Below are 13,220 nucleotides of genomic sequence, written 5' to 3'. Positions count from 1 at the left end.
ATCAAGCTAATATCTACTTTACATCTTTTAAGAAATTTATCTCATAATCTCTCAATATAGCTATTACTTGAGGCGATAATATCAACAATCCAATAACGTTAGGTAATACCATTAATCCATTAAATAAATCAGCAATTTGCCATACTATATCTACACTAAGAATAGAGCCAAATATAATAAATAGTAAAACTATTATTCTATAAGGCCATATCCCTTTTGCTCCAAATAAATATTTTATATTAGATTCTCCAAAATAATACCACCCTATTATAGTTGAAAATGCAAAGAAAAATAGACCAATTGCAATAAATATTGTTCCAAAATTACCAAGACCTATATTGAAAGCTTTTTGTGTCATTTCAATTCCAGTTAAACCTAGGGTATGTGCACCAGTAGTAATATTTATTAATGCAGTTATAGTACAAATAACTAAAGTATCAAAGATTACACCAAATATAGCTACTAATCCTTGTTCTGCTGGATGTTCTACTTTAGCTACTGCATGAGCATGAGGTGTAGAGCCCATACCTGCTTCGTTTGAAAATAATCCTCTCGCAATACCATATCTGACAGCTTCTTTAACGGTAACACCTATAGCTCCTCCCACAGCAGCTTTTGCAGAAAATGCAGAAGTAACAATTAATTTTAGAGCTGGTATAATTTGAGAGTAATTTAATATTATTATAACAAGACTACCAGCAATATATAAAATTGCCATAAAAGGAACTACCAATTCTGTAAAAGATGCTATCCTACGCATTCCACCTGCAAATATTAAAGCTGCAAAAATAGCTGCTATTACTCCTCCTACCCAATTTGGTATACTAAAAGCTGAAGTTAAAGCCACTGCTATTGAATTTGATTGAACCATATTTCCAACAAAACCTAAAGCTATAATAATTGTAATTGCAAAAAATCCTGCTAAAAATTTGCTATTTAATCCTTTTCTTAGATAATAAGCAGGTCCTCCAGTAACCTCTCCATCAATTTTTTCCACATACTTCTGGGCTAAAACTGCTTCTCCAAATATAGTGCCCATACCAAAAAATGCACTAATCCACATCCAAAATATAGCTCCAGGACCACCAGATGCTATAGCAGTAGCTACACCTGCTAAGTTACCAGTTCCTACTTGAGCTGCTATAGATGTTGCTAATGCTTGAAAAGATGACATTCCATCTTTGTCTGCCTTTTCTCCTCTTTTAAATACATTTCCAAATACATGAGCATTAATGTCTTTAAACCTGCGGATTTGGATGAACTTCAATCTAAAGGTATAATAAACGCCTGTTCCTAATAGTAAAAATATTAAAACCTTATTCCATAGATTTTCGTTTATTACTTCCACTATTTTAACTAGATCCATAACTAATACCCTCCTCATTTGTTATAATTTTGTCAAACATTTTATATGATAACATATAGCTCAAATATATAAAAGATTTAATTTCTTAGGTTTTCGCTTTATTTTCTTATATTTTTTTGATTTTTTTAAATTTACTTATTATTATTTACTTTTTCTCGTTTTTAATACGAAAAATAGCATAATTACCTTATTTATATAATTTTGGCTATTCTTTCTTAAAATAGAATTAATAAATATATTATATAAGAAGATAATAATATAAATCCTGTTAGTCTACCTATTTTCTCTCTATATATACCCGATATTACAAAAATCAAAGCAACAAACAAAGCCATTGGTATATCCAATAACATTGTCTGTCTAGTAATAATTAATCCTTGCTCACTAACCAAAGTTGAAGCTCCTATAATTATTGAAACATTCAATATATTTGATCCTAGGATATTACCTAAAGATATATTTTGTTGTTCTTTAAATATTGCAAACAAAGATGTAACTAGTTCTGGCAACGATGTTCCAACAGCAAGTAAGGTTAAACTCACTATCTGCTTTGGAATCCTTAAAAAATTTGCTATCTTTACTCCACTATCTACTAATATATGAGCCCCAAAAACGATTAATAGTCCCCCAAATATAAATTTTATTAAATTTACAAGTACATCTTTTTTCCTAGTTGGTATCTTTCTTATTTTTTTATTTTTGTTATCTATTTTTTTATGCTCTAATATATTAATCATTATAAAAAAAGTAATTAACCCAATTAAAAAATATCCTTCTTTATATGTAATTATTCCCCCTTTAGATAAAATAAAAAAAATTAATAGATATAATATCATCATAATTCCTTTAATTCCAAAAAAGTTGGATTTAACTTTTATTGGCTTTATTAATGATGATAATCCCATTATAAAAGCTATATTGCATATATATGACCCAATTGCGTTGCCAACAGCCATTTCTGAGAAACCTTCGTTGCTTGCTACAGTAGATACGAAAAATTCAGGTAAAGTTGTAGCAATGCTGATAATAGTTGCTGCTATTATTCCAGAAGAAATTCCTGTTCTTTCAGCTATCCATATAGCTGATTCCACAAAAATATCTCCACCTTTTATTATTAATATCAACCCCAAAAAAAAGATTATTAATACCCATATGATCTCCATAGTATCCTCCTAAAGTATACCCTATTTTTGATTAACTACTATATTTATATATGGACAGAGCTATTAATATTCCACATGAGTTTCATAATTTACAAACTATCACAATTAATAATTAATATGAATATGATATAGTATTAAATTAAAAGGAGTGCTAACTTTGGAAGCATTAATGCTAGTATTGGCTTTATCTCTAGATGCATTCGTTGCTAGTTTTGCATATGGTGCAAATAAAATTGAAATACCCTTTACTTCAATAATTATTATAGACCTAGTTTGCGTATTTTTTTTAGCCATATCTGTGTTTTTTGGAGAGTTGGTAAAATGTTTTCTATCTGACTATGTAACATCGATTTTTGGTTTTTTAATTTTATTTTTTCTTGGTGTCTTTTATCTATTTGAAAGTATAATCAAAACTTATTTTAAAAATAAGATTACATCAAGGAGCAAAGTAAAAGTAAAGTTATTTGATATATGGTTAATAATAGATATATATGTAGATGAAATTAAAGCAGACTTTGATAATTCAAAAAGACTTAATTCTAGAGAGGCATTATATCTTGCAGTAGCTCTGTCTTTAGATTCATTAGCCATAGGATTTAGTTCCGGTCTTGGAAATATTAATATTTTATTAATAATATTTATGTCTTTTATTTTTCATATATTAACTATCTGGAGTGGTTTACTAATAGGGAAGAAATTTGCAGAAAAATCCAAAATCAATCTGTCCTGGATCACAGGAATTCTATTAATATGTCTAGCTTTTTTAAAATTAAAATAACCAACCTATTAGGTTGGTTAAAAATATATAAAACCTTCTAAAACTATTCTCCCTTGCCCTCCAACTTTAATATTATAGTCTCTATTATCTTTATCTGCAATACAGTAGATCTGACTTGGCCTTTTTAAAGATTCTCCTTGAATTGCTACTATCTGCCTTTTATTTATATAGCCTTCTTCTTTTAAAAAATAAACTAATCCCCCATTTGCAGTTCCTGTAGCAGATTCTTCATTTATTCCGACTAATGGAGCAAAATTTCTTACATATACTTTGTCTGAATTCTTCTCTGGTAAGTGAAAGGCATGTAATCCTATAGTGTTAGTCTTCTTTGATAAGTTAGCTAATCTTTTATAATCTACAATCAAATTATCTAGCAATTTCTTGTTTTTTATGGGCAACTGGATATCTGGTAGACCCGTAGAAATTATTCTAGGATTAATGAATTTTTCTCCTATACCTATGTCCTCTTTTTGTATATTCAAACAACTCAATAATAAATCAATTTCAGCAATTACACCTAAATCCTCAGGTTTAGACTGATCCATCATTATCTTTTCAACTTCTCCACCTTTGTAACTTATTTCTACTCCTAGTTTACCTACTCTAGTTTCTTGATATACTTTTTTTATACCTTCATAGACGGGCGGTATTATATTTTTAAATGCTAAAGTATAAAACGAGGCAATAGTAGCATGACCACAAAGATCAACTTCACTAACAGGAGTAAAAAACCTCACCTTATAATTATTTTCGTCTATAGGAATTATAAAAGCTGTTTCAGAAAGATTCATCTCTCTGGCAATATTTTGCATGTCTTTTTCAGATAACCCGTTTAAATCTAATACTACTCCAGCAGGATTTCCTTTAAAGGGTTTAGATGTAAAAGTATCAACTTGATACACTTTTATTTCCATTATTATACTCCTCCCAAAATGTTTCACGTGAAACAATGTAACTTTATCTTATCAGTAAGTCTAAAATCCGTTCTAAATCTTCATCGCCATAAAATTCAACTTGGATTATGCCTCCTTCTTTTTTAGGGCTCAATGTTACTTTTGTACCTAATGCTCTCATAAGCTTCTCTTCGATCTCCTTTACAAAAGGATCTTCTTTTATAGTGCTTTTTTTAGTTTTCCTTTTTTTGTTCTTATTAACTATTTTTTCAGTTTCCCGTACATTTATTTTATTATCCACAATAGACTGAACAGTTTTTAATCTTTCATTTTTATCTTTAATTGCCAATAGAGCCCTACCATGGCCTCTGGTGATTTTTCCATTGGCAATATAATCGATTATTTCTTCATCAAGATTTAATAGCCTTATCGCATTTGAAATATATGATCTGCTCTTTCCAACTGCAGTGGCTACTTCTTCCTGTGTTAAATTATGCTCCTCAATCAACCCTTTAAAGGCATATGCTTCTTCAATTGGATTTAAGTTGTCCCTTTGAAGGTTTTCAATTAATGCTAATTTCATGGCTTGCTTATCATCTACTTCTTTTACAATACATGGAATTTCTTTAAGCTTAGCAGCCTTAGCTGCTCTCCATCTTCTCTCACCAGCAATGATTTCATAAAAATTTTCCTTTTTTCTAACTACTATCGGCTGAATAACACCATATTGTTTAATAGAGTCAGTTAACTCAGCTAAAAGTTCCAAATCAAAATCCTTTCTTGGTTGCTCTTCATTAGGAATTATAGAAGATAGTTCGATGTTTTGTATATTATCCGAATCTAGTTCTCCATCTACTAAATCCCCTATTGGATCATTTGGTATTAAAGCAGCTAACCCTTTTCCTAAACCTCTTTTTTTTGTAACCATATCTAGTCCCCATTACTAAAAGCTAATATAATTCTATTCAAAATATTATAGGCTTTAGTAATGGTATCCACCTCCTTAACTTTTCTTTTTATTCTAGTAAGTATAGGAATTCTTCAGCCAACTCCGTATAGGCTTCAGCGCCTTTAGATTTTGGGTCATAATCTAAAGCAGATAAACCATAGCTTGGAGCCTCAGCGAGCCTTACATTACGAGGTATAATAGAAGTATATACCTTCCCTCTAAAATATTTTTTTACTTCATCAACAACTTGAATGGACAAATTAGTTCTACCATCAAACATACTTAGAACTACACCTTCTATTTCTAGTTCTGGATTAAGGCTTTTTTTGACAAGCATTATGGTATCCATTAATTGACTAACTCCTTCTAATGCATAGTATTCACATTGGATAGGTACTAATACACTATGGGATGCAGTTAATCCGTTAATACTCAATAAGCCTAGAGAGGGAGGACAATCAATAAATATAAAATCATAATTATCTTTAACTTCTTCTAGAGATTTTTTTAAAGATAATTCTCTTTCTCCCATACCTATTAATTCAATTTCTGCTCCTGCTAAATCTACACTAGAAGGTATAATATCTACATTCTCTGCAGAAGTTTTTTTTGCAATCTGTTTTAAACTAATATCATTGATTAATCCATCATATACGGATAACTCTAAGCTATTTTTATCTATACCTAATCCACTAGTTGCATTGCCTTGAGGGTCTACATCAACAATTAATATCTTTTTATTAGATTTACCTAAAGCAGCAGCTAAATTAATTACAGTTGTAGTCTTGCCAACTCCACCTTTTTGATTGAAAATGGTAATTATCCGCCCCATATAATCACCTCACATACACACATTTATTATTAAGACTTTTAATTAATTCTTTATTATATGATATCAGATTAGAAGAATAAAATGAAATGATTTTAAAAAATAAAATGTTTCACGTGAAACATTTTATATACATAATTATTTAAATTGAAAAAACCTTTCTGCTAAAGTATTTACACTCAGTATATCTACATTTTCAATATTTAATTATTATATTTTTAAGTATATTATATACTTCCGTTTAATTCACCTACTTATATCTGTTTATTAAAGATTATTCTATCACTACGACGTAAAATATAAAGAATGCGTTATATTGACATCAAAAAATAATACTAATTTGACTTTGGAATTATTCACCTGTAAACATTAATGTGACTACCTGGACTAAATCCATTCCTTCAAACTTCGCAGGCTCAAAGTAATCTTCAAGAGAATAACTTCTCATAACTGTACCACTATCATAAACTATAAGGGCAACAGGAATTTCCTTATCTATTTCTATCTCCTGATACTCTTGTAAGAATCCCTTGGCAGATGCCATTGTTTCTGTATCAAGTATAATTTCATCTGTTTTAAAAGAGGCTCTCCCACTAGAATTTATATTGAAATCAATCGCATGATTTTCCTTTAATTGCAGGTTAAAAGTTCCACTCAACTGATTAACAGGTTCCCTCTCTTTGCCTATTGAGATTCCTCCCCCCCTATGACATCCCATTTTTTATCATCTCCAAGCCTATAAATTTTTACCTCCAATGAAATCGCCTCTTTAGGTGCATTAAAAGATATAATCTGTGAATTTCCTTCCATACCAAATGATTTCAATAAATACCTTTCATTTTCAGATAAATTGTATGGCTGAATCCCTTCTTTGACTGATGCATTAGGAGGATTTCCATTGTTTGAACAAGCAACTAAAACTACCGAGATTATAAGTACCGTTATTATTAAATAAAATCTTTTACTTTTCATTGACATTCACCTCACGAATTTAATTAATCTTTGTTACGCATTTATAGACTTATACACATTATACCACTTACTTATAGTTAGTATAACCCCTACACTGTACTTTACATTCAAAAAAGCTTTTCCTATTATGATAGGGTTCATAGTATCCACTCAACTAGAAAACTTTTTATTGGTAAATATAATACCTTAGAAAAAAGGCAGTAGATTATCATGGAAAAATCTACTGCTTTAATTAAAATTACAATTAAAAATTTATGATATCTATGTATTCTAAATTATAGCTTATAACAGTGTCTAGTCATAATCTATTGTTTTTAATTTTTTGCCGATAAAGCTTCTTAATATCATTATACTAAAAATAAATAGAGCCAAAGAACCCATAAACATATCAATAATTAAAGTTTATCCTAAAGTATGTTAATACCTTAATTATAAAAAACAACACTACTGAAAATCCAATTGCATCAATTAATTTCAAAATAATTAACTTTTATACCATCATCATCTTTAGCCAAACTTATTATGCCTTTTTCCTCAGATTTAGTATTTTCCCCATCTACATGTTCATAAATAATAATTGCACTAAATAATAGTGTATATTCATTCTGATTATTAGATTCATCGAATTCAATACTTGATACAGTTGCTTTAACTATATCTGAGTTTATAGCATCAGCATTTGGGATAACTCTATTCCTGATGAGCCTCAACTTTTCATCCTCTGTTATGATATCATCAAAGTTCTGCTCAAAATATTCTTCAATTTTCTTTTCAAAAATATTGTCGTGAATTCCATAGGTTGAAGATTCAGCTTCAGCTGAAATGATATTATCATTAAATGTAAGGATTTCTTCTATTTCAATCTTTTTTTCATATTGTGAGTAGTACAAATTAATGAATTTCTCAGCCTTTTCCTCATATTCATTCCTATAGTTACAACTAGTAAAAAACAACACTATAGTTATAAAAACAAGGATTATGCATGCTTTTTTCACGCTATCCCCCCCTTTGCTTCATCATTTTTATAACACTTATTATAATTAATGCTCTATTTTTTTCTTTGTCCAACTACATTATTAGATAAAAAAGGTTTAACTTCTTATATCTCCCTTTATTTATGCTTACAAAAAATCAATTTTCCTTGAAATCTTTATAATTCACCTTGTGTTAATATTGTCATTATACATTATTTAACTAATATTCATAGCTATTATCCATATTATACAATTAATAATAACTTATTGCGAATTTTTAAATCCATTCTATAATAAAAGCCAAAATGTTTCAAATGAAACATTTTGGCTTTTATTATCTTTTAGGTATCTGAATAGACACTTCTAGATATTCACCCTTATCTTTTTCAAAATATTTAGCATCGATGCCACTATCTTTTATAGCTTTATAAGCCTTTTTGATAGTATTAAGATAAATACGGGTACTAATCAATCCTTTTATATTTTGTTTTTGTTCTACAGTTTCTTCTTTTGTCAAATCATTCAATATATCATTAACTAATTCTTCAGTTTTACTAACATTTAAATCATTTTTAATAACTTTGTCCAATACTTCTCTTCTTAAGCTATAATCAGGTAGCTTTAATAATGCTCGTCCATGTCGTTCAGTTAAGTTATTTTCTATTAAATCCCTTTTTATATCCTCTGAAAGCTTTAATATTCTAAGTTTATTTGCAATAGTAGATTGACTCTTACCAATTTTCTCAGCTAATTCCTGTTGAGTAAATCCATGGTCTACGATTAAATTATAATAACCTTCAGCCTCTTCTATAAAATTCAAATCTTCTCTCTGTAAATTTTCAATTAAAGCCAACATAGCAGATTCCTTATCCCTATATTCAACAATAATAGCAGGGATTTCTTCAAGGTCTGCTAACTCAGAAGCTCTAAGCCTTCTTTCACCAGCAATAAGTTCATAGTTTTCATTTTGTAACTTTCTTACACTAATTGGTTGGATTAATCCAAAAGCTTTTATGGATTGACTTAACTCTTCTAATGACTTCTTATTAAAATCCTTTCTCGGTTGATAAGGATTAGGTTTAATGGACTCAATTGGAATATACTTAATCTCTGGCTGTATACTTTTCATTAGACTCCCCTCTTCCCAATAGACTTATTTACCTCATAATCTATATATTCTATAAAATATAATTATTTCCTTCTAATTTCCCAAACTTTCCTTCGTCATTTTCTCCCTAATTATAAGGGTTTTTTCTTAGGTTTACCTCCTCCCCTAGGGTATTTTGTCGGAGTTTCCTTGATTTTTTCTATTATTATCAAACTATGAGTTATATCACTTAAAGGCAATTTAATAACTTTCTTCTCCTTTAGTTTTCCACCTAATATTCTAATAGATTTTTCAGCTTCTTTTAATTCCTCATCCACATCAGATCCTTTCATCGAAATAAAAAATCCTCCTACCTTTACAAAAGGCAAACAATATTCAGAAAGGGTATTCAAAGAAGCAACTGCTCTTGAAATTGCAATATCATATTTTTCTCTATAAGATTTGTCTCTACCTAATTCTTCCGCTCGACCATGAATTGAAATAATATTTTTTAAATCCAATTTATCGATTATTTCATTTAAGAAGATAATCCTTTTTTTTAAACTATCAAGTAAAACTACTTCCATATCTTCGTTAATAATTTTAAGAGGCACACCTGGAAAACCTCCTCCAGTTCCAATATCTATCATCTTTATATCTTTTCTAAATAAATCTGTAGTTAAAGGAGTAATACTATCTATAAAATGTTTAATATCTATTTCTTCATCATCAGTTATAGATGTAATATTTATTTTTTTATTCCACTCCTTTAACAATTCTTTATATAGAATAAAACTATTTATTTTATCTTCATTTATGCTAATTCCTAAAATTTTTCCACCTTTAATTAATGTATTTACATTAGTCATTTCTTTCTCCCTTCATACCTCTACGTTTTTGCTCCAAATAGATTAATAGTACATTAATATCTGCTGGAGAAACTCCTGAAATTCTAGATGCTTGGCCAACAGAGTCAGGTTTAATCTGACTTAGTTTCTGCTTAGCCTCATTACTTAAGCCCTTTATTTCATCATAATTTTGATCATGAGATAATTTTTTATTTTCAAGTTTCTTAAACTGATCAATTTGAGCCATCTGTTTTTTAATATATCCTTCATACTTAATATGGGTTTCAACTTGAAGCCTAATCTCCCTTGGTAATTCTTTTCTATCAGGATCAATTTCTACTAAAGATTCATAATTCAGTTCTGGTCTTTTAATCAAATCATATATGCTTAATGCAGTCTTTAATGGAGTACTGCCTAATTTCTTTAATAAATCATTAATTATATTAGTAGGTGTGACTATAACGCTTTTTAACCTATTTAATTCTAATTCTATTAATTCTTTTTTCTTTATAGTTTTCTTATATCTTTCCTCAGTTACTAAACCGATTTTATATCCTTTCTCAGTCAATCTCAAATCTGCATTATCCTGTCTTAAAGTTAATCTATACTCCGCTCTTGAAGTCATCATTCTATAAGGCTCATTGGTTCCTTTAGTAACCAAATCATCTATTAATACTCCAATATATGCTTCTGATCTATCCAGTATAAAAGGTTTCTCACCTTTAATATTCATTACTGCATTAATCCCAGCTACTAATCCTTGAGCAGCTGCTTCCTCATATCCTGATGAACCGTTAATTTGGCCTGCAAAAAACAAATTTTTTATTTCTTTATGTTCTAGAGTCCTTTTCAATATGGTAGGATCTATACAATCATATTCTATACCATATGCAGATCTCATGAATTGTACATTTTCTAAGCCAACTATAGTTTTATACATTTCTAACTGTACTTCCTCAGGTAAAGTAGAGCTAACTCCTTGTACATACATTTCTTTAGTCTCTAATCCTTCTGGTTCAATAAATACCTGATGTTTCTCTTTATCACTAAATCTTACCACTTTATCTTCAATAGATGGACAATATCTTGGTCCTACTCCCTCTATATCACCAGAATACATAGGAGAACGTGAAAGGTTTTTTCTAATTATTTCATGAGTTAAAGGTGTAGTATAAGTTAAATAACAAGGAACTTGATCTATTTCAAAATCTTTATCCATATTTAAAAATGAAAAAGGAATAATTTCATCGTCTCCTGGCTGTATTTCCATTTTTGAATAATCTATGGTATCACTATGAACCCTTGCGGGAGTACCAGTTTTAAATCTCCTTAACTCTATATTCAGCTTTGCCAATGAATCCGAAAGAATATTAGATGGAGAAAAACTTCCAGGGCCACTAGAATAATTAACTTCTCCAATAAAAATCCTTCCCTTTAAATATGTTCCTGTAGCTAAAATCACTACTTTACAGCTATAGATAGCGCCAGTTCTAGTGACAATACCTGTAGTTATATTGTTCTCTACAAGAATATCAACAACTTCACCTTCACGTAAAACAAGATTAGACTCTTTTTCTAATACCTTTTTCATTTCCCTATGATATTTCTTTTTATCTGCTTGAACTCTTAACGAATGGACTGCTGGACCTTTTGATGTGTTAAGCATTCTACTTTGAATAAAGGATTTATCAATATTTAGAGCCATTTCACCACCTAAAGCATCTATTTCTCTAACTAAATGCCCCTTGCCAGTTCCACCTATATTAGGATTACAAGGCATGTCAGCTATAGAATCCAGACTCATAGTAAGCATTAAAGTTTTCATCCCCATTCTACTAGTAGCTAATGCTGCTTCACATCCTGCATGGCCTGCTCCTACAACTATTACATCAAAATCTCCTGCATGGAATTTTTTAATTTCTTTCATTTTTAGCACCTCTTTAAAACTATTTACCAATACAAAACTCAGAAAATATCTTATCTAAAATATCCTCTCCTATAGTATCCCCAGAAATCTGTCCTAAATTTTCCCAACAGTCTTTAATATCTACTTCTATACAATCTAAAGGCATACTCAAAGTAATACCGTTTATTCCATCCTCTATATTTTTCTTCGCTTTAATAAGTTGATTTTTATGCCTTAAATTTGTAACTACTACATCACTTTCTACTTCTAAATCCCCTTTATAAAACATATCTTTTATAGCATGCTCTAATTTATCTATTCCAACACCACTAACTATGGAAGTAATGATAATATCTTTATTAGGTAACAATTTTTTAAGATAGTCTTCATTATACTTATTTGGAAGATCTGTTTTATTCAATAATACAATGGATTTTCTTTCCTTAATTATATCTATAATCTGATGATCTTCATCAGAAAGATTGTCAGAAGCATCAAATACAGCTATTATTAAATCTGCCTTATCAACCATTTCTCTAGCCTTATCAACACCTATTTTCTCAACTAAATCATCAGTAATTCTAATTCCAGCTGTATCAATAATCTTTAATGGTATACCATCAATATTAACATATTCTTCAATTATGTCCCTAGTAGTTCCTGGTATATTGGTCACTATAGCTCTGTTTTCCCTTAAGATAGCATTTAATAAAGATGATTTTCCTACATTAGGTTTTCCTAATATTACCGTATTTAAACCGTCTCTAAGTATCTTTCCTCTATCTGCCGTTTCTAATAGTCTATCTATACTTTCTTTTACTAACCTAGCCTTCTCTTCTAACTCATCATAAGTTATATCTTCCACATCTTCCTCAGGAAAATCAATAGAAACCTCTATATGAGCAATCATCTCTAATAGTATATCTCTAATTTTTTTCACTTCACTGGATAAGCTTCCTTCTAATTGATCTAAGGATACTTGAAAAGATCTATCTGTTTTAGCCCTTATCATATCTATAACTGCTTCTGATTGAGCTAAATCCAATCTCCCATTTAAAAAAGCCCTCTTCGTAAATTCACCAGGTTCTGCTAATCTAGATCCATTTTCTAAAGCCAATTCTAATATTTTCTTTACAGATATAATTCCTCCATGACAATATATCTCTACCATATCTTCTCTAGTATAAGTATAGGGTTTCTTCATATATGAAATCAATACTTCATCAATAATGTCTTTAGTTTTGGGATTAATAATATGACCATAAATTAACTTTCTATTTTCTCCATCCTTTAAATTTTTATATTTTTTCCCTTTAAACAATTTATTTGCAATATTAATAGATTCTTTTCCACTCATTCTTACGATTCCAATTCCAGCTTCTCCAACAGCAGTAGATATAGCCGCAATTGTATCACTCATAATTTTCACCATACCTTTCTATTAAATAACATATA

The 13,220-nt window shown here is 29.5% G+C and carries 13 protein-coding genes; 1 reads left to right on the top strand and 12 read right to left on the bottom strand.

The window, feature by feature from the left end; all coding sequences use genetic code 11:
- Positions 1 to 13: 13 nt before the first annotated feature.
- Entirely contained in the window at positions 14 to 1,366 is a 1,353-nt protein-coding gene (locus tag C3E89_RS08700; RefSeq protein WP_236912129.1) for an alanine/glycine:cation symporter family protein, read from the bottom strand.
- A 215-nt stretch (positions 1,367 to 1,581) separates the two neighbouring features.
- Positions 1,582 to 2,529, bottom strand: a complete 948-nt coding sequence (locus C3E89_RS08695) for a calcium/sodium antiporter (RefSeq protein ID WP_236912126.1) — start codon at positions 2,527 to 2,529, stop codon at positions 1,582 to 1,584.
- 157 nt (positions 2,530 to 2,686) lie between these two features.
- Between C3E89_RS08695 and ytaF the strand changes: the two genes are divergently transcribed.
- Positions 2,687 to 3,307: a sporulation membrane protein YtaF gene (gene ytaF / locus C3E89_RS08690; protein ID WP_236912124.1), complete on the top strand. Its 621-nt coding sequence runs from the start codon at positions 2,687 to 2,689 to the stop codon at positions 3,305 to 3,307.
- Positions 3,308 to 3,324: 17 nt separating this feature from the next.
- Here ytaF and C3E89_RS08685 read toward each other — a convergent pair whose 3' ends face one another.
- From C3E89_RS08685 to mnmE, 10 genes are all read right to left on the bottom strand, one after another.
- A complete protein-coding gene (locus tag C3E89_RS08685) occupies positions 3,325 to 4,221 on the bottom strand; it encodes a PhzF family phenazine biosynthesis protein (protein WP_236912122.1) in 897 nt (298 codons plus the stop codon).
- A 43-nt stretch (positions 4,222 to 4,264) separates the two neighbouring features.
- Positions 4,265 to 5,128: a ParB/RepB/Spo0J family partition protein gene (locus C3E89_RS08680; protein WP_236912120.1), complete on the bottom strand. Its 864-nt coding sequence runs from the start codon at positions 5,126 to 5,128 to the stop codon at positions 4,265 to 4,267.
- 88 nt (positions 5,129 to 5,216) lie between these two features.
- Entirely contained in the window at positions 5,217 to 5,981 is a 765-nt protein-coding gene (locus C3E89_RS08675; RefSeq protein WP_236912118.1) for a ParA family protein, read from the bottom strand.
- A 349-nt stretch (positions 5,982 to 6,330) separates the two neighbouring features.
- Positions 6,331 to 6,696: a hypothetical protein gene (locus C3E89_RS08670; RefSeq protein ID WP_236912116.1), complete on the bottom strand. Its 366-nt coding sequence runs from the start codon at positions 6,694 to 6,696 to the stop codon at positions 6,331 to 6,333.
- Positions 6,663 to 6,950, bottom strand: coding sequence for a hypothetical protein (locus C3E89_RS08665; RefSeq protein ID WP_236912114.1), 288 nt, complete (start codon positions 6,948 to 6,950; stop codon positions 6,663 to 6,665). Before C3E89_RS08665 ends, C3E89_RS08670 begins: the two co-directional genes overlap by 34 nt.
- Positions 6,951 to 7,414: 464 nt before the next feature.
- Complete coding sequence (locus tag C3E89_RS08660) at positions 7,415 to 7,945, bottom strand: hypothetical protein (RefSeq protein ID WP_236912113.1); 531 nt, start codon at positions 7,943 to 7,945, stop codon at positions 7,415 to 7,417.
- 313 nt (positions 7,946 to 8,258) lie between these two features.
- Entirely contained in the window at positions 8,259 to 9,053 is a 795-nt protein-coding gene (noc, locus tag C3E89_RS08655; RefSeq protein WP_236912110.1) for a nucleoid occlusion protein, read from the bottom strand.
- Positions 9,054 to 9,163: 110 nt separating this feature from the next.
- Positions 9,164 to 9,880, bottom strand: coding sequence for a 16S rRNA (guanine(527)-N(7))-methyltransferase RsmG (rsmG, locus tag C3E89_RS08650; RefSeq protein ID WP_236912109.1), 717 nt, complete (start codon positions 9,878 to 9,880; stop codon positions 9,164 to 9,166).
- Positions 9,873 to 11,786, bottom strand: a complete 1,914-nt coding sequence (gene mnmG, locus C3E89_RS08645) for a tRNA uridine-5-carboxymethylaminomethyl(34) synthesis enzyme MnmG (RefSeq protein WP_236912107.1) — start codon at positions 11,784 to 11,786, stop codon at positions 9,873 to 9,875. Before mnmG ends, rsmG begins: the two co-directional genes overlap by 8 nt.
- Positions 11,787 to 11,805: 19 nt before the next feature.
- Complete coding sequence (gene mnmE / locus C3E89_RS08640; RefSeq protein WP_272876595.1) at positions 11,806 to 13,185, bottom strand: tRNA uridine-5-carboxymethylaminomethyl(34) synthesis GTPase MnmE; 1,380 nt, start codon at positions 13,183 to 13,185, stop codon at positions 11,806 to 11,808.
- Positions 13,186 to 13,220: the final 35 nt, after the last annotated feature.

The organism is Clostridium sp. Cult1, assembly GCF_021655095.1.
Classification (GTDB): domain Bacteria; phylum Bacillota; class Clostridia; order Tissierellales; family Tepidimicrobiaceae; genus Schnuerera.
The sequence above is the reverse complement of the archived record's forward strand: the minus strand, read 5'-3'. Positions and strand labels throughout refer to the sequence as shown.